Below are 21952 nucleotides of genomic sequence, written 5' to 3' on the forward strand. Positions count from 1 at the left end.
TTCCCGGACGCCCGCACCCCTCCTCCGCTCAGCCTTCCTCACCGAGCAGGTCGACCGGATCGACGGAGAATGCGAACGGCTCCCGCATGTCGAAGGTTTCGCCGGCGGCAGCGACAGTGACCGGCTGGTACTGCCCTTCTCGCAATTCATGCAGCACGATGCCCGGCACCCGGTTGCGGAATTCGATGCGGAGGAAATAGGGAACGCCGGCTGCGGCATACTCTCGCGGCCGGTCGATGAGGTCCTTGCGACGGTTGCTGCTGGAGACGATCTCGCCGAGGAGCACCGCCTCGGCGATCGGCATCGTCTTCTTGCCACCGCCGGACCGCCGGAGCACCACGATGTCCGGTATGAACAGGTCATCGCCGGAGAGGACGTTGACCTCGAGGTAGGCCCAGAGTCCTACCGCGCGGGCAGCCCGTTTCAGCCGATAGGTCAGCTCGAGCTCGATGTCTTGATGGTCGTAGTTGGCGTGTGGGGTCACGACGACGCTCCCGCGGACTACTTCGACCTTGGGGCCGTTGTTCTCCGGCAGCAGGTCGAGGGCCAGTTGGGCGGTCCACGGCTCGGTCAGAATGCCGAGATTGTCGAACGACGGTTCACGGGCGGGCAGGGCCAACGGACTCACCTCCTCGCGGTGCATCGTGCCGAAGTCAGCGTACCGTCGCATGCCTTCTTCGCTGGGCTGTGGACAACCGGGCAGTGTGGGTATCTGGGTGGTCATGGGAGACCTGCGCCGGCGGCTGGCCGTGCCGTTCCGCCTGCTGCGGGGGCGGGATCTCGCGCTGCATGCCGCCGCCGTCACGTTCTACGCCGGGATCGCCGTCGTGCCCGTCGCGCTGCTCGCTGTCTGGATCACCGGGCTGGTCGCCGGGCCGGGGCGGGTGCGCCGCCTCACCGGGCAGGCCATCGCCGCGCTGCCGGACGCGATCGGTGCCCCGCAGGCCCTCTCCCGGCTGATCGACGCCGGCCTGCACCTGACCCCCGCGCTCGCTCTCGCCAGCCTGTTGCCCGCGACCCTGTACGGCGAGGGCCTGCGCCGCGCCTTCGTGAGCTTGCGGGAGCCGGGTGAGTCACTGGTGGGCTGGCGCGGGCGGCTGTTGTGGCTGCCCCTTCTCGCCGCGTCGCCCGCGCTGCTGCTGGCCCTGTTCATGGCGCTGCCGGTGACGAGCGGCTTGTGGGTCCGCGGCGGCTGGTACGCGGTGGCCGGCGTCGTCCTGTCCTTCCTGGCGGCCTGGCTCGTGCTCACCCCCGTGGTGGTCTGGGTCTACCGCGGGGTGGCGCCCGGCCGCCCGGAGTGGCTGTCGACCGTCCTGGTGGGCTCGTTCACCGCCGCCAACCTCTCCGGTTTCCTGCACGGGTTCGTGCTCTTCTGCTCCCTGCCGCTGGACCTGGGAGTGCCGTTCGGCGGGTTCACGGAGATCGGCGGCGTAGTGGCGGTGGGCCTGTGGCTCTACCTGTTCCACGTGATCCTGCTGGCGGGCTTCGCGGCCACCCAGAGCGCCAGCGCCTATCAGCGCGCCAGGCAGTCGTCGGGTGAAGTCAGGACGCCGTGATGTTGATCAGCGTCGGACGCGTCCCGGTCACGTGTTCAGCTTGGCAGCTTCCGCCGGCGCCGGCGTGCGGACCGGGGAAGCCGGAGCCGACGGCGCCTCGTGGATGCCGTAGCGGCTGTAGAAGCGGCCCAGGATGCCCGGCGCCCACCAGTTCCAGCGGCCCAGCAGGCGCATCGTGGCCGGGACCAGCAGTGCTCGGACCAGGGTCGCGTCCACGACGATCGCCACGATCATGCCGACGCCGATGGTCTTGATCACGGTCACGCCGCCGGTGGCGAAGCCACCCACCACGGTGATCAGCAGCAGTGCGGCGGCCGTGATGATGCCGCCGGTGTGCTGCAGGCCGGTGGCCACCGCGCTGGTGTTGTCGCCCGTGGCGTCCCACTCCTCGCGGACCCGGGAGAGCAGGAACACCTCGTAGTCGGTGGCCAGCCCGAAGAGCACGGCCAGCACCAGGATCATGTTGCTGGGCTCGATGAACCCGGTGGACTCGAAGCGCAGCACGTTCTCGAAGTGGCCCTCCTGGAAGATCCAGACGACGACGCCGAAGGACGCGCCGATCGAGACGAGGTTCATGAGGACGGCCTTGATCGGCAGCAGGATCGAGCCGAACGCCAGGAACAGCAGGACCATGGTGGCCGCCGCCATGATCAACGCCATCCACGGCAGCCGGCCGGCGAGGCTCTCCAGCAGGTCGAGGTCGATGGCCGGGCGGCCGCCGACGAGCACCTCCGCGCCGGCCGGCGGGGGCAGGTCGCGGATGCCGGAGACGATCTGCCGCGCGTCGGCGCCGGACAGGTCCGGCGGGTAGGTCACCGTGATGAGGGTCGCGGCACCCTTCTGCGCCGTCACGGTGGCGCCCGTGACGTCGGGGAGCGCGGCGATGCGTTCGGGCAGTCCTGTGGCCGCACCGGTGACCACGACCGTGATCGGTTCCTGGCCGCCGCCCGGGAACCGGCTGTCGAGCGTCTCGCCGACGACCCGGGCCGGGGAGCCGGGCGGCAGGACGCGCTCGTCGAAGCCGCCGAACTCGACGCGCAGGAAGGGCGCCGCGAAGGCCACGAGCACGACGAGCACGCCTACCACGTACAGGATGGGGCGCTTCATGACGCTGTGCGCGACCGTGGCCCATCCGCCGCTCTGACCGGCGCGCTTGCGCGACGGGAGCGGGATGCGCAGCTTGTCGATGCGGTGCCCGAGCAGGGACAGCGCCGCGGGCAGCACGGTGAGGGCGGCCAGCATGGCGACCAGCACGGCGGCCATGCCGCCGATGGCCAGGCCGCCGAGGAACGGCTGCGGGAAGATCAGCAGGCTGGAGAGCGCGAGCACGATCGTCAGCCCCGAGACCATGACGGTACGCCCGGCCGTCGCCACCGTGGTCCGGATGGCGGCCGGCACGTCATTGCCGTGCTCCAGCTCCTCGCGGAAGCGGCTCACGACGAAGAGCGAGTAGTCGACGGCCATGCCGAGCCCGAGCAGGGTGATGACGTTGATCGCGAAGACGGAGATGTCGGTGAGGTAGGTCAGCGCGCGCACCGCGAGGAACGCCCCGAGGATCGCGATGCCGCCGATGACCAGCGGGGACAGGGCGGCGATGAGGCCTCGGAAGATCAGCACGAGGAGCACGAAGAGCACCGGCAGGGAGAAGATCTCCGCGCGGGTGATGTCCTTCTTGGTCTGGCTGTTGGCCTGGTCGGTGAAGGCCACCAGGCCGCCCACCTCGGTACGCAGGCCCGGGGCGGCGAAGTCGGGCTCGATGCGGTGGTACGCGGCCAGCTTCCCGTCCTCGTCGCCCGCCTTGAGGTACACCGCCGCGTACGTGGCGCGCTTGTCGGTGCTGACCAGCGCCGGCGACGCCTGTGGGTCGACGTAGCTCGCGACCTGCTCGACGTCGGGCCGCGCACGGATCCGGCTGACGGCGGCGGACACGCCCTGCCGGAACGCGCTGTCGTCGACGGTCGCGGTGTCGCTGGACCACAGCACCACCAGGTCGGGGTCGCGCGTGCCGAGCTGCTGCGCGATGGCCGCGGCGGCGCGGTTGGACTCGCTGTCCGGGTCGTCGTACCCGCCGCCGGTGAGCACGCCGAAGACCCCGGCTCCCCAGGTCGCACCCGCCATGACCAGCGCCAGCGCGGCGGCGACGACCCACCAGCGCAGCCGCACGACCGCCCTGCCCCACCAGCCGAACATCGTGAGCCTCCCGCGCCAGCCGTTAGAGTCGCCACAGATCAACCAGGAATCAGTGAACGTTGTTTACCCTGGCAAACATCGTTTACTGACGTCAATGGAGCCGAGTATGACGACGACCACGCCCGGCCGGCGCGAGCGGCTGCGCGCGGAGACCGTCACGGAGATCAAGGACTCCGCGCGGCGCCTGCTGGTCGCCGGTGGGCCCACGGCCGTTTCGCTGCGTGCCATCGCCCGCGACGTGGGCATGACCGCGCCGGCGCTGTACCGCTACTTCGCCAGCCTCGACGCGCTCGTCCTGGCGATCGTCACCGACCTGTTCGAGGACCTGCGGCACGCCGTGGAAGACGTCGCGGCGGCACATGCCGACGAGGAACCTCTTACCCGTGTCGGACATATGGCACGCCAGTTCCGGCGCTGGGCGCTGGCCCACCCCGCCGAGTTCGCGCTGATGTTCGGCAGCCCGGTGCCCGGTGTCACCCAGTTCGCCGAGCAGTGCACGCCGCTCACTGACGCCGGCGCCCGCCTCGGCGAGACGTTCTTCGAGGTCCTCGGCGAGCACTACGCGCGTCACCCGTTCGGCGGGGAGCCGCACGACCTGCCCGATCCGGCGCTGCGCGAGCTGTTCCAGCCGTACCTCGAGACCTTCGGCGACCGCTTCCCGCTGCCGGTCATCTACCTGTTCGTGGCGGCCTGGACCCGGCTCTACGGGCTGGTGGCCATGGAGGTCTTCGGCCATCTGGCCTGGGCGATGACGGACATCGAGCCACTGTTCGAGGTCGAGTTGGCCGAAACCGTCCGCCGGCTGTCGCGCTAAGCTTCGCGCCCATGAACGCTCTGCCGGAACGCGCCGACGTGGTGATCATCGGGTCGGGCCACAACGGCCTGGTCTCCGCCGTGCTGCTGGCCCGCGCCGGCCTCGACGTCGTCGTGCTCGAGGCCGCCGACGTGCTGGGCGGCGCCACCCGCACGGAGCATCCGTTCGCCAAGGTGCCCGGCCTCGGCCAGTCCACCGGGTCGTACCTGCTGGGCCTGATGCCGCCCGAGCTGCTGGCCACTCTCGACGTCGACATTCCGGTGCTGCGCCGCGACCCGCACTACTTCCTGCCCACGCCGGGCGGCCCCGGCTCGCCGTACCTGCTCTTCGGCACCGACCGCGAGGCCACCCGCGCGCAGATGGAGCGGTTCTTCTCGCCCCGCGACGTCGCCGCGGACGAGGCCATGCAGGTCGAGATCGCCGCGCTGCGCGCCGACCTCGCCCCCGCCTGGCTGCAGGAGCCGGCGTCCGTCGAGGAGATCGCCGACCGGCACATCCGCCCGCAGCTGCAGAGCACCTTCATCGACCTGGTCCGCGGCTCGGTCGCCGACTACCTCCAGCGCTTCGGCTTCAAGAGTGAACTGCTGATGAGCATGTACGCGGTGACCGACGGCCTCTCCGGCCTGAACGCCGGCCCCGACGACCCGGGCACCGGCCACAACTTCCTGGTCCACAACATGTGCCGCCTGCCCGGCGCGGACGGCACGTGGATGGTCGCGGCGGGCGGCATGGGTGCCGTCTCCCAGACCTTCGCGTCCGCGGCGCGGTCCGCAGGAGCCCAGATCTTCACCGGTACGCCCGTGAGCGCGGTGACCGTCTCCCAGGGCTCGGCGACCGGCGTGGCCCTGGCCGACGGCCGCACCATCACGTCGCGGGTCGTGCTCGGCTCCTGCGACCCGTACCAGCTGATGTCCCTGGTGCCCGACGGCGCGCTGCCCGAGGCCCTCACCTCGCGGATGGCGGCGGTCAAGCGCACCGGCACGACGCTCAAGCTCAACCTCGCACTGTCCGGCCTGCCGCGCTTCTCGTGCCTGCCCGAGGACGCCGCGTCGCCGTTCGGCTCGACCATCCACCTGCTGCCCGGCTCGGCGGGCCTGGCCGGTCTCGCGGAGTCGGACTCCCCGATGGCGGCCCTGCGGGCGATGTGGGCGGACGTGCAGGCCGGCCGCCTGCCCGAGGAACCGACCATCGAGTGGTACCTGCACACCACCGTCGACCCGTCGCTGCAGGACGAGGCGGGCCACCACTCGTCGGCGCTGTTCGTGCAGTCGGTGCCGTACGAGCTCACGGGCACCACCTGGGACGAGGCGCTGCCCGGCTACGTCAACCGGCTGCTGGAGATCTGTGAGCGCTACGCGCCCGGCACGTCGGCGCTGGTGGCCGACACGATGCCGCTGACGCCGAGGGACATCGAGCGGCACTTCGGCATCACCGGCGGCCACATCCACCACGTCGACAACACCGTGGCGTTCGACGAGCGCATGCCGTACTTCACCGGCCTGGACGGCCTCTACGCCGGCTCGGCGGGCGCCCACCCGGCGGGCAGCGTGATCGGCGCCGCCGGCCACAACGCCGCCCGGCGCATCCTGAAGGATCTGGGCCGCTAAGGCGGCGACAAGGTCTCGCCGCGAGGCGTCAAGAACGCGCCAAGACCGTCGCCGCGGAGCCTGGAGCGTGGCTTCACTGGGTGCGTGCTGACTTCTCTGAAGCGCCTGGTGGTGGGCCGCCCGCTGCGCAGCGACCGGCTGGGCGAGACGTTGTTGCCGAAGAAGCTGGCCCTGCCGGTCTTCGCGTCCGATCCGCTGTCGTCGGTGGCGTACGCGACGCAGGAGATCCTGCTGGTGCTGACGCTGGGCGGGCTCGCGTACCTGTTCCTGGCGCCCTGGGTCGCGCTGGCCGTGGTGGTGCTGCTGGCGGTGGTCGTGGCCTCCTACCGCCAGGTGGTGCGCGCCTACCCCAGCGGCGGCGGATCGTACGAGGTCGCGTCGCGCAACCTGGGCCGGTCGGCGGGGCTGGTGGTGGCCGCGGCGCTGCTGGTGGACTACATCATGACGGTGGCCGTGTCGGTGGCCGCCGGGGTCGACAACATCATCTCGGCCGTGCCGGCGCTGAACCCGCACCGCGTCCTGGTCAACGTGCTGTTCGTCGTGGCGCTGACCGCGATGAACCTGCGGGGCGTCCGGGAGTCGGGCAAGGCCTTCGCCTGGCCGACGTACCTGTTCATCGCCGGTGTGCTGACGCTGATCGCGGTCGGGCTGGGCCGGGCGGTGGCGGGCGACGCACCGGTGGCCGAGTCGGCGGCCTGGCAGATCCGGCCGCAGCACGGCGGGCTGACCGGGCTCGCGGTGACGCTGCTGGCCCTGCGGGCGTTCGCGTCCGGCTGCACGGCGCTGACCGGGGTGGAGGCGATCTCCAACGGGGTGCCGGCGTTCCGGCCGCCCAAGGCCGACAACGCCGCCCGGACGATGCTGGCCATGGGCGCCATCGCGATCACCATGTTCGCAGGCATCACCGCGCTCGCCCTGATCGCCCACGTCCGCGTCGCCGAGAACACCTGCGACCTCGTCGGGTTCCCGGGCGACTGCGCCGCAGCGCCGCAGCGGACGGTGATCGCCCAGCTCGCGGCCGCGGTGTTCGGGGACGGCAGCGCGGGGTTCTTCTTCATGCAGGCGACGACCGCCCTGATCCTCATCCTCGCGGCCAACACCGCCTTCAACGGCTTCCCCCTGCTCGGCGCGATCCTGGCCGAGGACCGCTACCTGCCCCGGCAGTTGCACACGCGCGGCGACCGGCTGGCGTTCTCCAACGGCATCGTGCTGCTCGCGCTGGTGGCCGGGGCGCTGATCTGGGCGTACGACGGGTCGGTCACCAAGCTGATCCAGCTCTACATCCTCGGCGTGTTCACGTCGTTCACCCTCAGCCAGGCCGGGATGGTGCGGCACTGGAACCGGGCGCTGGCAGCCGAACCGGATCCGGCCGCGCGCCGCCGGCTGCACCGCTCCCGGGCCGTCAACGCGCTGGGCTGCGGGTTCACCGGGCTCGTCCTGGTCATCGTGCTGGCCACCAAGTTCACCCACGGCGCCTATCTCGTGGTGATCGCCGTACCGGTGCTGTACGCCTTGATGCGAGCGGTCCGGGCGCACTACGACCGGGTCGGCGCGGAGCTCGAGCCGGAGCCGGGCGGCGTCGTCATGCCGTCGCGGGTGCACGCCGTCGTCCTGGTCTCCCGGGTGCACCGGCCGACGCTGCAGGCTCTGGCGTACGCACGGGCCACCCGCCCCGACACCCTCACCGCTGTCACGGTCGCCATCAGCGACGACGAGGTGGAGCGGTTGCGGCGGGAGTGGGCCGACCGGGAGCTGCCGGTGCCGCTGACGGTGCTGGACTCCCCGTACCGTGAGATCACCGATCCGGTCCTCGACCATGTCGGCCGGTTGCGCGCCGAAGGGCCGCGTGACCTGGTGGTCGTCTACATCCCCGAGTACGTGGTCGGCCGGTGGTGGGAGCAGCTGCTGCACAACCAGAGCGCCCTGCGGCTCAAGGCGCGGCTGCTGTTCCAGCGGCGTGTCATGGTGGTCAGCGTGCCCTGGCAGTTGGACTCGAGCTCGCGACGGCAGCACCGCGAGAATTCCCGGCGTCCGCTGGTGTCGGCCGGAGACCGCGACACATGAGCGGGCGGAACCCGGCGACCCGATGGCGGCGCACCGCGGTGGGCGCCGCGGTGGCCGTCGCCGGGCTGGCCGTCACCACCGCCGTCCTGGTGCCCGCGCGGACGCATCTGTCGCTGGCGAGTGTGGTGCTGCTCTACGTCGTGCCCGTGCTGGGCGCCGCGGCGACCGGCGGCTGGGCACCCGCGGTGGCAACCGTCGTCGCAGCCGACCTGCTCGTCAACTATCTCTTCGTCCCGCCGTTCCACACGTTCACGGTCGACACCGGCGACAACGTCGTCGTGCTCGGCGTGTACCTCTGCGTCGCCGCGGCGATCAGCGTCGCCGTCGACCTGGCAGCCCGGCACCGGGCCGCGGCGAGCCGCCGGGAGGTCGAGGCCGCCCTGCTGGCGCGGGCCACCGGCGAGCCGGTCGGCGACTCGCTGGTCGCGCTGCTGCGACAGGTCCGGGACTCGTACCGGATGGACACGGTGGCGCTGGTGGACGGCGAGCACGCGGTCGAGCGGGTCGGGCCGGTCCCGGCGGGCGCTCCCGTGCTGTCCGTCGCGGCCGGCGACGGTCTGCGCCTGCTCGCGTGGGGTCCGAAGCTGTTCGCCGAGGATCACCGGGCCCTCGCCCGGCTGGCCACGGCGGCAGCGCGCACGCTGGAGACGCAGCGGCTGGCCGGGCAGGCGGCCCGCGCGGAGGAGCTGGCCCACATCGACCGCGTCCGGGCGGCCCTGCTCGGCGCCGTGGGCCACGACCTGCGCACCCCGCTCGCCGGGATCAAGGCCGCGGTGTCGAGCCTGCGCCAGCCCGATGTGCAGTTCTCCCCCGCCGACCGGGCAGAGCTGCTGGCCACCGTCGAGGAGTCGGCCGACCGGCTCACCGCCGTGGTGGAGAACCTGCTGTCGCTGAGCCGCCTGCAGGCCGGCATGCTGTCGGTCGATGCCCGGCCCACCGCGCTGGATGCCGTGGTCGCCCGTGCGGTCCTCGGCTGCGACACCGGCGGCGTGGACGTGGCAGTCGACGTGCCCGACGACCTGCCGCTCGCCGTGGCCGACGGCGGCCTCCTCGAGCGGGTCCTGGCCAACCTGATCACCAACGCCTGCGCGGCGGCGCGACCCGGCCAGGCGGTGGAGGTTCGCGGCGTCCGCGACGGCGCGGAGCTCCATCTGCGGGTGATCGACCACGGACCCGGTATCCCGCCCGCCGAGCGCGACCGGGTATTCACGCCCTTCCAGCGTCTGGACGATCACACCAGCGGGGGTCTCGGGCTGGGTCTGGCCATCGCTCGCGGGTTCACCGAGGCGCAGGGCGGCACTCTCACCCCGTCGGACACCCCGGGTGGCGGGCTCACGATGACCGTCGCGCTGGCTGCGGCGGACGTGCGAGGGTGACCGGCGTGGCCCGCATCCTGCTCGTCGACGACGACGCCCAGCTGCTGCGGGCCTTGCGGATCAACCTCACCGCCCGCGGGTACGAGGTGATCACCGCGGCCGACGGCTCCGGGGCGCTCACCGCCGCCGCCCGCACCCCGCCCGACCTGGCCGTCATCGACCTGGGCCTGCCCGACCTGGACGGCGTCACCGTCGTCGAGGGACTCCGGGGCTGGACGAGCCTGCCGGTGATCGTGCTGTCCGCACGCGACGCCGAGGCGGCCAAAGTCGCCGCGCTGGACGCCGGCGCCGACGACTACGTCACCAAGCCGTTCGGCATGGACGAGCTGCTCGCCCGCATCCGCGCCGCCCTGCGCCGGGCGGCACCCGCGTCCCTCAGCGGCGACGCCACCATCACCACCGCGGCGTTCACGATCGACCTGGCCGCCAAGCGGCTCACCACGGCGGCGGGCGAGGTACGCCTCACCCCGACCGAGTGGCACCTGCTCGAGATCCTCGCTCGGAACCCGGGCAAGGTCATCGACCATCGCCGGCTCCTGCGCGAGGTGTGGGGCCCGGCCTACGGCAACGAGACCAACTACCTGCGCGTCCACTTCGCCAACCTGCGCCGCAAGATCGAGCCGGACCCGGCCCGGCCGCGCTTCATCGTGACCGAGCCGGGACTGGGCTACCGCTTCACGCCCTGATCCTCGGGTTTGGGGCGCAACCATGCACGCACGCCGCCGGGGTGGGCCGGGCGTTCCGGGCGCCCCGCGCCCGTGCCCGGCGCGCCCCGGCCCTCGGCGGGAGCAGCGGACTGTACCCACCACCCCGCTACGACATCCTGCTCTTACGGGTTTGACTTCTCGGCTCGGATCTTGTGACCCACGCTCGTGAGACACCTCCCGCTCGGGAGGTCGAACTTCCAGCCGTGCAGCTGGCAGGTCAGGACGTTCCCCTCGACGATGCCGAAGCGGCTCAGGTCGGCCTTGAGGTGCGGGCAGCGGCGCTGGACCGTCCACTCGCCGAACTGGGTGTCCTCGGCCTCGACCGCCTTCTCGTGCTCGTCGTACCAGCCCTCCGCGTATTGCAGGCGCTCCTCGCTGAGGCACTTGAAGAACGCGTAGACGAACTCGTTGTACTGGCCGATGCGGGCCGCGGAGAAGCGGCAGGAGAGGAACAGCGAGTTCACCCAGTCACCCTCGTCGATGAAGATGAGGTGCTCGACCAGCTCGCGCTGGGTCCGGAAGCGGTAGCGGACCTTCTCGTCGGCGTAGGGGCGGACCTGCTTGCCGGGGAAGTCCACGACGATCGACTCGACCGCGTCGCCGTCGTAGCTGACCAGGTCGAAGCGGACCGGGCCGCCGACGCCCTTGGCCAGGTAGATCGACTCCTCGAGCAGGGGCTCGATGCGCTTCTTCAGCTCGCCCAGCACGTCGATCTCGGGGTGCCGCCAGGAGGCCTTCTCGGCGGCGATGATCGGCGCCTTGCGCTCGCGCATCTCCTCGAGGTGGGCCTTCTTGTTGGCGAAGAACTCGTCGACGTCGGTGGGGTGCGTGGTCTCGATGCTGTCGGTGGTGAGCTCGGACACGCTGCCGGGGAGCAGCACGACGCCGTTGGTGCCGCCGACCTTCGCGTACTCGGTCATGAAGACCGACTGGTCGGGGAAGATGTTGCCCTCGTCGCCGAAGATGTCGTTGAACTGCCACAGCTCGTCGTCGAGGAAGCACGGGGGGCCGGCGATCGGGAAGACGTGGTCGGCCTTCAGGTCGTCGATGTAGCGCCAGGTGCGGTCGAACTGCCGGTCCCGCTTCTGCTTGCCGAACGCGGTCTTGGCCGACTGGGGCAGCTCGTAGACCATGGGGTACCAGATCGCGCCGGAGAACTGGAGCATGTGCGCGTGCACGTGGCCCAGCTCGGCGAACGTCGACAGGTCGGTGGGGCGGGCGTCGTTCTGGTTGAGCACCCGGACGCCGTCGTGCTCGACCCAGAGCGAGGAGTCGCCGATCGGCCCGTCGGTGGGGCTGATCAGCGCCTGGATCATGATCTTGAGGCCGCCGTCGAGCTCGTGCACCTCGTTGCTCTTCGTCTTGAAAAAGCTGGTGAAGCCGAGCTCGCGCAGCTCGTCCTCGAGCTGGCTGGTCGGATACTCCGGGAGGAGCACCGTGGCCTTCTTGCTGATGAAGTGCTTGAGGTGCTCGGCGTCGAAGTGGTCCCGGTGCAGGTGTGACACGTAGAGGTAGTCGACGTCGCCCAGCGTCTCCCAGTCGAGCAGGGAGTTGTCGGGGAACGGGAACCACGACGCGAAGTACGCCGGGTTGACCCACGGGTCGCACAGGATGCTGCCCGCGCCCGTGTCGATCCGCATGCTGGCATGCCCAGTGCCCGTGATCCGCACCGTGTCACTCCCTCGGCTTTCGAAATTCCGACGGCATCGAAGGTACCGGGTACGGGTTGGTGAGCCGCGCCCGGAGCCGCCGTGCGAGACTGGCGTCGACGTTCGCACCGCTTCCTCGAGGAGGACCGAGTCGTGGCAGAAGAGCCGGTTTACGCGCCTGACCAGCTCAAGCCGGGCAACCGCAAGTGGGCCCGGATCGGTGCGCTGGGATCGGCCGCGATCATGTTGCTCTACCTGTGGGGCAACCACGAGGGCAACACCGAGAACATCTGGCTCATCGGTACGGCGTTGCTGCTGGTCGGCATCGTCCTGGTCGATGTGGTGCTGCGCCGCAACGGCCTCAAGGCCAACGACCAGTAAAGACGCCGGCGGCCCGCTTCCGTGCTGGAAGCGGGCCGTTCTGTGCTCAGCGGTGGCGCAGCAGGATGTCCTTGACCTCGCGCAGCGCGGCGTCGACCTCGGCCTCGAAGTAGCCACCCGGAACCAGCCCGAACTGCAGCGTGTCGAGCTCGTTCTCGGGCACCGGCATCGGGCCGCGGCCGCTCATGGCCTGCAGGATGCTCTCGAACAGCCGGTCGACCTGCTGGGGGTCGTACCCGCTGCCGAAGCGCCGCGGCTGGAACGTGCGGCGCAGCTGGTCCACCCGGTAGAGCTCGGGACTACCTCCGCCGCCGGGGCCGCCGCCCATCGGAGGACCACCCATGGGCGGTCCACCCATCGGGGGTCCGCTCATCGGGGGCCCGCTCATCGGGGCCGGCCCGCCGAAGCCACCGCGCTCCCGCTCCGGCATGCGGATCTCGGCGGTCATGTCCGCCTTACCGTGCCGGCCCGGCTCGAACTGCTCGTAGCCGCCCGTGTCGTAGCCCTGCGGGGCCGGGGGACGCTGCTGGCCGCCGTAGCTGGGCTCCTCGTAGCGACCGTACGGGTCCGGGCCGGGCATCTGCCGCTGCGGCATCTGCTGCGGCTGCATGCGGTCTTCCTGCGCGTACGGGTCTCGGGCGTACTGGTCGTCGCGCGCGTAGTCGTCCCGGGCGAACTGGCGGTCGTCGCGCACCGGGGCGGGCAGGCGCTCGGTCGGCGGCGCGGAGCGCCCCAGCGCCTGGCTCATCCGGTCGGGGGGCATGGCGCTGCCCCGCATGGGCTCGGGCTGCATCCGGGCGTCGGCGGCCCGGCCGCCGCCGCGGTCCTCGAACTCCGCCAGCTGCCGCTCGACCCGGTCCAGGTGCAGGTCGACCTGCCACTCGTCATAGCCGCCGAAACGCACCCGGAAGACGACGTCGTGCACCTCCTGGGCGCCGACGGGAGCACCGACCTGCTCGCCGGCGAGGGTGGCCTCCACCCGGTCGAGGAAGGCGTCCACCTCGTCAACCTTGTAGCCGCGGCGCAGTGCGCGACGGCGGAAACGCTGCCCCTGACTCGTCACAACGTCTCCCAAATTCGCGTCCGCTGGGAACTGAGCCCAGTCATCGTGCCACCTCCGCGTCGGCGGCGGCGCCCCCTGCGTCCACCACCGTCAGCTCACTTGCGGCCAGCTGGCCGCACGCACCGTCGATCTCCCTGCCCCGGGTATCGCGGACCGTGGTCGCGACGCCCGCCTCCCGCAGCCGGCGGACGAACTCGCGCTCGACCGGCTTGGGGCTGGCGTCCCACTTGCTGCCCGGCGTGGGGTTGAGCGGGATCAGGTTCACATGCGCCAGCTTGCCGTGCAGCAGCCTGCCAAGCAGGTCGGCGCGCCAGGGCTGATCGTTTACGTCCCTGATCAGGGCGTATTCGATGGAGATCCGACGACCGGTCTGCGCCGCGTAGTCGAACGCGGCATCGAGCACCTCGGCCACCTTCCAACGCTGGTTGACGGGCACTAGCTCATCGCGCAGATCATCATCGGGGGCGTGCAGGGACAACGCAAGGGTCACGGACAGCTCTTCGGCGATCAACCGCCGCATTGCGGGCACCAGGCCCACGGTGGAGACCGTGATGTGCCGTTGCGACAGCCCGAGGCCCTCCGGCGCGGACGCGGTGAGGCGCCGCACGGCCTGGATCACCCGGGGATAGTTGGCCAGCGGCTCACCCATGCCCATGAACACGACGCGGGACAGCCGCGGCGGGGAGCCGGTGACCGCGCCGGAGGCGGCGACGCCCGCCAGATAGACGACCTGGTCGACGATCTCGGCCACGGACAGGTTGCGGGTGAGACCGGCCTGCCCGGTGGCGCAGAAGGGGCACGCCATGCCGCAGCCCGCCTGGCTGGACACGCAGGCCGTGACCCGGTCCGGGTACCCCATCAGGACGCTCTCGACCATCGCGCCGTCGTGCAGCTTCCACAGCGTCTTGCGGGTGGCGCCGTCGTCGCAGGCGAGCTCCCGCTGCGGTGTCAGCAGCGTGGGCAACAGGTCCTCGGCGAGCCGGGCCCGTGCGGCGGCGGGCAGGTCGGTCATGGCCTCCGGGTCGCGCACGAGCCGGCCGAAGTAGTGGGTGGAGAGCTGCTTGGCGCGGAACGCGGGCTCACCCAGGTCGGAGACGGCGGCGCGGCGCTCGGCCAGATCCAGGTCGGCGAGGTGGCGCGGGGGCATGGCGGGACGGCGGCGGGTTGGCACCGCGTCCGGGGTGTCAGGGCTGGTCGGGATGACCGGAAGAATCGTCATGGCGTATCCAGTCTCCCACGTCGCATCCGCATCCCTACCCCGGCGGCGCGATGAGGGAGAGCAGCAGATATGCCGCCGGGACGGCGAAGAGGATCGAGTCCAGCCGGTCCATGAGCCCGCCGTGGCCGGGCAGCAGGTTGCTCATGTCCTTGATGCCGATGTCGCGCTTGAGCATCGACTCGGCCAGGTCGCCGACCACCGCGGCGACCGAGATCACGGCGCCGAACAGCAGTCCCCAGCCGATGGCGACGTCGAGCAGGAAGTACAGCAGGAGGGCGCTGCCGACCGCGCTCGCCGTCACCGAACCGGCGAAGCCCTCCCAGGACTTCTTGGGGCTGATGGTCGGAGCCATGGGGTGCTTGCCGAAGAAGACGCCGGCCGCGTAGCCGCCGGTGTCGGAGAGCACCACTGCGAGCAGCGCGCACAGCACGCGCTTTGCGCCGTCGTCCTCCGGCTCGAAGAGCAGGACGCCGAAGCTGAGAAGGAAGGGCACGTAGACAGTGATGAGGGCGGCCGCCGCCAGGTCACGGCGGAAGCCTGCCTTGTGCTCGCTGAACCGCCAGACCAGCACCGCAAGCAGCGTCGCGAGCAGGCCGAGTTGAAGTGCGTCCGGTCCCTCGAACCACGTCAGACCGACCATCAACAGCCCGCCGCCCAGCAGCGGGACCAGCGGGGGCCGGGCTCCGGTGACCTTGAGCGCCCGCACCATCTCCCAGATGCCGACGCCCGCGGCGAGCGCGATCACACCCAGGAAGGCGGTCCTCCAGAAGATCATCGACGCCAGGACGGCGAGAACCAGGCCGGTGCCGACCCCGATCGCGGCGGGCAGGTTGCGTCCCGCCCGGCTGCCCTGCTTCGGTGGCACCGGCTTCCCGTCCCGTCCCGCACGGCGCTTACCCGGTCCGCGGCGGGTCGCCTCCGCTGTCGTCAACTCCCACTCCGCCTGCGAGGTCGAGGTGGCGGCGGTGGGCGCCGCCCAGGACGGTTCCGGCGGCTGCGCCGGCCAGATGGACCCCGCTCCGGCCGACCGCGGCGCCGGGGCACCGGCATGCGGCGCCGGGACGTCGGAGGGATCAGACGCCCGGCTGCCGGATTGCCCGCCGCGGGGCTCGGGGTACGACATCAGACCTCGAGCAGCTCGGCTTCCTTGTGCTTGACCAGCTCGTCGACGACCGCCACGTAGCGGTGCGTGAGGTCGTCCAGCTCCTTCTCGGCGCGCCGGCCGTCGTCCTCGCCGGCGTCGCCGTCCTTGACCAGGCGGTCGAGCTGCTCCTTGGCCTTGCGGCGCACGTTGCGGATCGCCACGCGCCCCTCCTCGGCCTTGTGCCGCGCCACCTTGATCATCTCGCGGCGCCGCTCCTCGGTCATCTGCGGCAGGTGGATGCGCAGCTGGGTGCCCTCGTTGTTGGGGTTCACCCCGAGGTCCGAGTCACGGATCGCCCGCTCGATCGGGCCGAGCTGGGACTGGTCGTACGGCTTGACGATGACCATGCGCGGCTCGGGCACCCCGACGGACGCCATCTGGGTCACCGGGGTGGGCGCGCCGTAGTAGTCGACAACGATCTTGGAGAACATCGCCGGCGTGGCACGGCCCGTACGGATCGCGGCGAACTCCTCCTTGGCGTGCTCGACCGCGCTCTCCATCTTCTCTTCGGCCTCGAAGAGGATCTCGTCGATCACCGCTCCGTCGCCTCCTTGCTTCTACTGGACATCCGATGGTGGTGGTGGCGCGGGATCACGTGGTGATCAAGGTACCGATCTTCTCACCGCTGACGGCTCGGACGATGGTGTCGTCACCCTGGGCCCCGAAGACGAGCATGGGCAGGCCGTTCTCCTCGCAGAGGCTGAAAGCGGCCTGGTCGGCCACCCGAAGGCCCTGCTGCAGCACGCCGGCGAAGGTGATGTGCTCGATCTTGCGGGCCGCGGGGTTCGTCCGGGGGTCCGCGGTGTAGACGCCGTCGACGCCGTTCTTGCTCATCAGCACCAGGTCGGCGTGGATCTCCAGGGCGCGCTGCGCCGTGACCGTGTCCGTGGAGAAGTACGGCATGCCGGCACCGGCGCCGAAGATGACGACCCGGCCCTTCTCGAGGTGACGGATCGCGCGCAGCGGGATGTACGGCTCCGCGACCTGGGCCATCGTGATCGCGGTCTGCACCCGCGTCTCGATGCCCTCCTTCTCGAGGAAGTCCTGCAGGGCGAGGCAGTTCATGACCGTGCCGAGCATGCCCATGTAGTCGGCGCGGTTGCGGTCCATGCCGCGCTTCTGCAGCTCGGCGCCGCGGAAGAAGTTGCCGCCGCCGACGACGACGGCGATCTGGACGCCGCGCCGGGTCACGGTGGCGATCTGCCGGGCGATGCCCTGCACCACGTCGGGGTCGACGCCCACGGCGCCACCGCCGAAGACCTCGCCGGAAAGCTTGAGGACGACCCTCCGGGGTCGTTCGGGCCGCGGCACCGCAACCTCGCCCACCGCGACAGTCTGCTCGGTCACCATCGTCATGCCGACCCCGCCCTTCCTTCGCTAACCCGAGACCTTATGTGACGGGGAGGCCGGGCGCTTGTCTCGCGTCCCGGCCTCCCGCGCAATGCGCGCCCTGAGCGCCTTACTCCTGGCCGACCTCGAACCGGACGAAGCGCGTGACCTCGATACCGGCCTCGGCGGCGACCTGCTTGACGGTCTTCTTGTTGTCGGTGACCGACGGCTGCTCGAGCAGGACGAAGTCCTTGAAGAAGGAGTTCACCCGGCCCTCGACGATCTTGGGCAGGGCCTGCTCCGGCTTGCCCTCCTCGCGCGCGGTCTCCTCGGCGATGCGGCGCTCGTTCTCGACCGTCTCGGCCGGGACCTCGTCGCGGGTGAGGAACTTCGGCCGCATGGCGGCGATCTGCATGCCGACCGCGCGGGCGTCGTCGACGCCGGCCTCGTCGTCCTTGCCGGTGTACTGCACCAGGACGCCCACCTGCGGCGGCAGGTCCTGAGCCTTGCGGTGCAGGTAGACCGCGACGGTGCCGTCGAGCTCGGCGAAGCGGTTCACCACGATCTTCTCGCCGATCTTGGCGGAGAAATCCTGGATGACGTCGGCGACGGCGCGGCCGTCGTCGAGCTTGGAGCCGAGCAGCGCGGCGGCGTCGGCCGCCTTGGTCTTCGAGCCGTGCTCGACCAGCGTCTGGCCCAGCGCGACGAAGTCCGGGGTCTTGGCGACGAAGTCGGTCTCGCAGTTGAGCTCGAGCAGCGCGGTGCCGAAGTGGCTGACGATGCCGTTGGCGGCGGTCCGGCCGGCGCGCTTGCCGACGTCCTTGGCACCCTTGATGCGCAGGAACTCGACGGCCTTGTCGAAGTCACCGTCCGACTCGTCGAGCGCCTTCTTGCAGTCCATCATGCCGGCGCCGGTGAGGTCGCGGAGCTTCTTCACGTCCGCGGCGGTGTAGTTGGCCATGACTCTCTCTTCGATCCTGGAAGGTCTCGGGACTGCAGGTGCCGGCCGCCGTCTCCGGCGGCCGGCTCCTGAGGATTACTCCGCGGCGGTCGCGACGGGCTCGGCGGCGGCCGGCTCAGCGGCGGCCGGCTCAGCGGCGGCCGGCTCGGCGTCCGCAGCCTTCTTCTCGGCGCCCTCGTAGAGGTCACGCTCCCACTCGGGCAGCGGCTCGCCGGCGGCGACGGTGGCCTCGGGCTTCTCGTCGGCGCCACCCCGGCCGCGGCCGGAGCGGGCGATCAGACCGTCGGCGACCGCGGCGGCGACGACCTTGGTCAGCAGCTCGGCCGAGCGGATCGCGTCGTCGTTGCCCGGGATCGGGAAGTCGACCTCGTCCGGGTCGCAGTTGGTGTCGAGCACCGCGATGACCGGAATGCCCAGCTTGCGGGCCTCGTCGACGGCGATGTGCTCCTTCTTGGTGTCGACGACCCAGATCGCCGACGGCACCTTCGTCATGTCCCGCAGACCGCCGAGGGTCTTGGTGAGCTTGGTCTTCTCACGGAACAGCTGGAGGGTCTCCTTCTTGGTGTACCCGGCGGCGGTGCCGGTCAGGTCACCCAGGGCCTCAAGCTCCTTCATGCGCTGCAGGCGCTTGTACACCGTCTGGAAGTTGGTGAGCATGCCGCCCAGCCAGCGGTGGTTGACGTACGGCTGGCCGACGCGGGTCGCCTGCTCGGCGATCGCCTCCTGAGCCTGCTTCTTGGTGCCGACGAAGAGGATGTGGCCACCCTCGGCGACGGTGTCCCGCACGAAGCTGTACGCCTTCTCGATGTAGTCGAGGGTCTGGCGCAGGTCGATGATGTAGATACCGTTGCGCTCGGTGAAGATGAAGCGCTTCATCTTCGGGTTCCAGCGCCGGGTCTGGTGCCCGAAGTGGACACCGCTCTCCAGCAGCTGACGCATGGTCACGACGGCCATGGTGAATTGCTCCCCTGTTTCCCTGGTTGTCACGCTCACCGGCGGTGGGCGTCCTGGCGCCCGGTCGCCGGCCCGGGATGGACCCGAGGACTCGGGACCAGGGAGGGCCGTCGCTGACGGCTCATCATCGACACGGCACTGATCGACGAAGCACGTTGCAGAGGGCGCGCGAGGTCGACCGCACGAGGCGGTCGCCGCCGACAAGCATACGCCGTGCGCCGGGAGGTTCGCTTCCGGGCTGTTCTGCGGTTCAGGCCACGCCCAGGCCGGCGGCGAGAAGCAGGATCAAACCCACCGGAAGGTACGCCAGAGGCGGACGCAACCAGGCATCGCGACCCGGTGCACGTCCCCCGGCGGCGAGGGAGTACAGCCCCATACCGGTCAGCGGCAGCCCGAGCACCAGCAGAACAGCCGGCACCACACCGCGGGCCACCGGGTCGTCGATGAACGCGACCTGGACGAGCAACAGGACGGCGGGGACGAGCAGGACGGCGGTGACGACCGCGAAGACCAGGGACGAAACCGGGCGACGGGCGCTGTAGCTCGCGACCGGCTCCGGCGCGGCGGTCGCTCCGTAGGTCGCGGCATCGGCACCCGTGGGCCGGATCGTGGGGTACTCCGGCCCCCGCACCGGAATCCGTAGCGACCCGGAATCAGTCGATGACGTCGAGTAACTGCCAGACGTCGTCACCGGATCGGGGGACGAGTAGCCGGAGGGGCGCTGCTCGGGAAGGCGGAAGGCGCCACTGGGACGCTCGTGCACCCCCGACTCGTAGGGGTTCGCAGCCGGGCCCTGAGCTGCGTCCTCGGAGGCGCGCCGGCTCGTGTACCAGCTCGGCTCCGGCTCTTCGGCGTACCGACGATGTCCGTCCACGATTTCGCACCGTAGGGGACCCGGACGCGGGATGCCACCGCTGAGCCCTTATCACCCCTGAGTGATCACCGTACGGTTATCCACAGTAGCGCTGCGTCCACAGCCCCCACCACGGCGCCCGCAACTCGGCCAGGGTGAGGCCCATGACGAACCAGAGAAGGGCGATCGGCGCGTACGGCGAACGCCTCGCCGAACACCACCTCAGCCAACAGGGCCTCGTGATCCTGGCCCGCAACTGGCGCTGCTCCGCCGGCGAGATCGACCTGATCCTCCGCGACGGCGACGACCTGGTCTTCTGCGAAGTGAAGACCCGCCGCAGCGAGACTTACGGCGCACCGGCGGAAGCCCTCAGCCGGGCCAAGGTCCAGCGCCTGCGCAGGCTGGCGGCACGATGGCTGGCGGAGAACACGGTACGGCCGCGCGAGGTTCGCTTCGACGTGGTGGCGGTGACACCGCAACCGAAAGGGCCGGCCCAGATCGAACACCTCCGCGCGGCGTTCTGAATGAGCTACGCCCGAGTCCTCTGCGTCGGCCTCGTCGGCATGGCCGGCCACGTGGTGGAGGTGGAAGCAGACCTGTCCATGGGGCTGCCGGCCGTCGTCCTGACCGGGCTTCCCGACGCGGCCCTCAACGAGGCGCGGGACCGCGTGCGAGCTGCGGTGGTGAACTCAGGCCAACGATGGCCCAACCGCCGCATCACCGTGAACCTGCTACCGGCCACCCTGCCGAAGCAGGGCAGCGCCTTCGATGCCGCCATCGCGTGCGCTCTGCTCGCCGGTGCGGGCGAGCTCCCCCTGAGCCCGCTGGAGGGGGTGGTCGTTCTCGGAGAGCTCGGCCTCGACGGCACGGTGCGTCCGGTGCGGGGAATACTCCCCATGGTCGCCGCCGCGGCGGCAGCCGGCCTGACGCGAGTGATCGTGCCGCTGGAGAACGCGCGCGAAGCCACGATGGTTCCCGGGGTTGCGGTGGAGGCGGCGGACTCCCTACGCCGGCTCGTCGCCTTCCTCCGAGGCGAACACGGTCTCCTCCCGCCTCCCCCGCACGTTCCCGCCGCCGAACCTCGCGGCCCGGATCTGGCGGACATCGTGGGCCAAGACCTCGGCCGTTATGCGATCGAGGTTGCCGCTGCGGGCGGACACCACGTCTCGATGCTGGGCCCACCCGGCGCCGGCAAGACGATGCTGGCAGAGCGACTACCGTCGGTCCTGCCCGAGCTGGACGACGCCTCGGCGCTCGAGGTCACGGCCCTGCAGTCGATCGCCGGGGTGCTCCCGCCCGACGGGCGACTCGTCCGGCGCCCCCCGTTCCAGGCGCCTCACCACAGCGCGAGTCTCGCGGCGCTCGTGGGCGGCGGCTCCGGCCTTGCCCGGCCGGGCGCGATATCACTCGCCCACCGCGGCGTCCTCTTCCTCGACGAAGCTCCGGAGTTCGCCAACGCGACCCTGCAGGCCCTGCGGCAACCCCTCGAGAGCGGTCGCATCGTGCTCGCAAGGGCCCGCGGGAACACCGAATACCCGGCTCGCGTCCAAGTTGTCCTCGCCGCGAACCCGTGCCCGTGTGCCACCCCCGCCGGTGAGCAGTACTGCCAATGCACCGCTCTGGTCCGCCGCCGCTACCTGAGCCGGATCTCCGGACCGCTTCTCGACCGCATCGACATTCAGATCCAACTGCAGCCGATCCGCGCTGCCCAGCTGATGACGACCGAGATGGCGGCCGAACCCTCCGCAGTCGTCGCGCAGCGCGTCGCCAACGCCAGAGCCGCAGCCGCATCCCGATGGGCGGCCGACGGATGGCTGCTCAACGCCGAGGTACCGGGACCACAACTGCGAAGGCCGCCGTGGCGCTTGCCGCTCAAAGCAACCGCAGCCTTGCGCGCGGGCCTGGACCGGGGCTCGCTGTCCGCACGCGGGTTCGACCGGATCCTCCGGCTCGCGTGGACCATCGCCGACCTCGACGGACGGCAGCGACCGAGCGGCTCCGACGTGGACGAGGCCGCCCAACTGAGGATGGGAGACGCACATGCTCGACAAGGCGAGCGCTGACCGCACGCTCCACCGACCGTCG

Annotated in this window: 20 protein-coding genes; 9 read left to right on the plus strand and 11 right to left on the minus strand. The window is 70.9% G+C overall.

Annotated features, from left to right (window positions below; all coding sequences use genetic code 11):
• Positions 1 to 28: 28 nt before the first annotated feature.
• Positions 29 to 619 (minus strand): Uma2 family endonuclease, encoded by a 591-nt coding sequence (locus tag AB0J80_RS14255; protein ID WP_364704639.1) that lies wholly within the window; start codon positions 617 to 619, stop codon positions 29 to 31.
• 103 nt (positions 620 to 722) lie between these two features.
• On the opposite strand from AB0J80_RS14255, the gene AB0J80_RS14260 reads away from it, so the two are divergent.
• Positions 723 to 1556: a YhjD/YihY/BrkB family envelope integrity protein gene (locus AB0J80_RS14260; protein WP_364705049.1), complete on the plus strand. Its 834-nt coding sequence runs from the start codon at positions 723 to 725 to the stop codon at positions 1554 to 1556.
• A 27-nt stretch (positions 1557 to 1583) separates the two neighbouring features.
• On the opposite strand, the gene AB0J80_RS14265 is transcribed toward AB0J80_RS14260, so the two are convergent.
• On the minus strand, positions 1584 to 3746 hold the full coding sequence (locus AB0J80_RS14265; protein ID WP_364704641.1) for an MMPL family transporter: 2163 nt from the start codon (positions 3744 to 3746) through the stop codon (positions 1584 to 1586).
• A gap of 106 nt (positions 3747 to 3852) precedes the next feature.
• On the opposite strand from AB0J80_RS14265, the gene AB0J80_RS14270 reads away from it, so the two are divergent.
• The 5 genes from AB0J80_RS14270 (at position 3853) to AB0J80_RS14290 (ending at position 10293) form a co-directional block, all read left to right on the plus strand.
• Positions 3853 to 4560: a TetR/AcrR family transcriptional regulator gene (locus AB0J80_RS14270; protein ID WP_364704643.1), complete on the plus strand. Its 708-nt coding sequence runs from the start codon at positions 3853 to 3855 to the stop codon at positions 4558 to 4560.
• 11 nt (positions 4561 to 4571) lie between these two features.
• Positions 4572 to 6167: an NAD(P)/FAD-dependent oxidoreductase gene (locus AB0J80_RS14275; protein WP_364704645.1), complete on the plus strand. Its 1596-nt coding sequence runs from the start codon at positions 4572 to 4574 to the stop codon at positions 6165 to 6167.
• A gap of 84 nt (positions 6168 to 6251) precedes the next feature.
• Positions 6252 to 8231, plus strand: a complete 1980-nt coding sequence (locus AB0J80_RS14280; protein WP_364704647.1) for an APC family permease — start codon at positions 6252 to 6254, stop codon at positions 8229 to 8231.
• Positions 8228 to 9607: an ATP-binding protein gene (locus tag AB0J80_RS14285; protein ID WP_364704649.1), complete on the plus strand. Its 1380-nt coding sequence runs from the start codon at positions 8228 to 8230 to the stop codon at positions 9605 to 9607. The genes AB0J80_RS14280 and AB0J80_RS14285 overlap by 4 nt, the downstream gene beginning before the upstream one ends.
• Before the next feature lie 5 nt (positions 9608 to 9612).
• Positions 9613 to 10293: a response regulator gene (locus AB0J80_RS14290; RefSeq protein WP_364704651.1), complete on the plus strand. Its 681-nt coding sequence runs from the start codon at positions 9613 to 9615 to the stop codon at positions 10291 to 10293.
• 143 nt (positions 10294 to 10436) lie between these two features.
• Here the strand turns inward: AB0J80_RS14290 and AB0J80_RS14295 are convergent, their stop codons facing one another.
• Positions 10437 to 11978, minus strand: coding sequence for a Rieske 2Fe-2S domain-containing protein (locus AB0J80_RS14295; RefSeq protein WP_364705051.1), 1542 nt, complete (start codon positions 11976 to 11978; stop codon positions 10437 to 10439).
• Between the two features lie 138 nt (positions 11979 to 12116).
• On the opposite strand from AB0J80_RS14295, the gene AB0J80_RS14300 reads away from it, so the two are divergent.
• Positions 12117 to 12344, plus strand: a complete 228-nt coding sequence (locus AB0J80_RS14300; RefSeq protein ID WP_364704652.1) for a DUF2631 domain-containing protein — start codon at positions 12117 to 12119, stop codon at positions 12342 to 12344.
• 46 nt (positions 12345 to 12390) lie between these two features.
• Here AB0J80_RS14300 and AB0J80_RS14305 read toward each other — a convergent pair whose 3' ends face one another.
• From AB0J80_RS14305 to AB0J80_RS14340, 8 genes are all read right to left on the minus strand, one after another.
• The gene (locus AB0J80_RS14305; RefSeq protein WP_364704653.1) at positions 12391 to 13407 is read right to left on the minus strand and encodes a DivIVA domain-containing protein; all 1017 of its coding nucleotides are present in this window, start codon (positions 13405 to 13407) and stop codon (positions 12391 to 12393) included.
• Positions 13408 to 13447: 40 nt separating this feature from the next.
• A complete protein-coding gene (rlmN, locus tag AB0J80_RS14310) occupies positions 13448 to 14626 on the minus strand; it encodes a 23S rRNA (adenine(2503)-C(2))-methyltransferase RlmN (RefSeq protein ID WP_364704655.1) in 1179 nt (392 codons plus the stop codon).
• Positions 14627 to 14660: 34 nt separating this feature from the next.
• A complete protein-coding gene (locus AB0J80_RS14315; protein ID WP_364704657.1) occupies positions 14661 to 15749 on the minus strand; it encodes a phosphatidate cytidylyltransferase in 1089 nt (362 codons plus the stop codon).
• Entirely contained in the window at positions 15749 to 16306 is a 558-nt protein-coding gene (gene frr / locus AB0J80_RS14320) for a ribosome recycling factor (RefSeq protein ID WP_364704659.1), read from the minus strand. The genes AB0J80_RS14315 and frr overlap by 1 nt, the downstream gene beginning before the upstream one ends.
• A gap of 55 nt (positions 16307 to 16361) precedes the next feature.
• A complete protein-coding gene (pyrH, locus tag AB0J80_RS14325) occupies positions 16362 to 17126 on the minus strand; it encodes a UMP kinase (protein WP_364704661.1) in 765 nt (254 codons plus the stop codon).
• A gap of 103 nt (positions 17127 to 17229) precedes the next feature.
• The gene (gene tsf, locus AB0J80_RS14330) at positions 17230 to 18060 is read right to left on the minus strand and encodes a translation elongation factor Ts (protein WP_364704663.1); all 831 of its coding nucleotides are present in this window, start codon (positions 18058 to 18060) and stop codon (positions 17230 to 17232) included.
• Between the two features lie 75 nt (positions 18061 to 18135).
• Positions 18136 to 19014, minus strand: coding sequence for a 30S ribosomal protein S2 (gene rpsB, locus AB0J80_RS14335; RefSeq protein WP_364704664.1), 879 nt, complete (start codon positions 19012 to 19014; stop codon positions 18136 to 18138).
• 250 nt (positions 19015 to 19264) lie between these two features.
• On the minus strand, positions 19265 to 19888 hold the full coding sequence (locus AB0J80_RS14340) for a hypothetical protein (RefSeq protein WP_364704665.1): 624 nt from the start codon (positions 19886 to 19888) through the stop codon (positions 19265 to 19267).
• A gap of 143 nt (positions 19889 to 20031) precedes the next feature.
• Here AB0J80_RS14340 and AB0J80_RS14345 point away from each other — a divergent pair, with 143 nt between their 5' ends.
• Both AB0J80_RS14345 and AB0J80_RS14350 read left to right on the plus strand, forming a co-directional pair.
• On the plus strand, positions 20032 to 20391 hold the full coding sequence (locus tag AB0J80_RS14345; RefSeq protein WP_364704666.1) for a YraN family protein: 360 nt from the start codon (positions 20032 to 20034) through the stop codon (positions 20389 to 20391).
• Positions 20392 to 21930 (plus strand): YifB family Mg chelatase-like AAA ATPase, encoded by a 1539-nt coding sequence (locus AB0J80_RS14350; protein WP_364704668.1) that lies wholly within the window; start codon positions 20392 to 20394, stop codon positions 21928 to 21930.
• Positions 21931 to 21952 lie beyond the last annotated feature (22 nt).

The sequence above is a fragment of the Actinoplanes sp. NPDC049548 genome (genome assembly GCF_040676695.1).
Classification (GTDB): Bacteria; Actinomycetota; Actinomycetes; order Mycobacteriales; family Micromonosporaceae; genus Actinoplanes.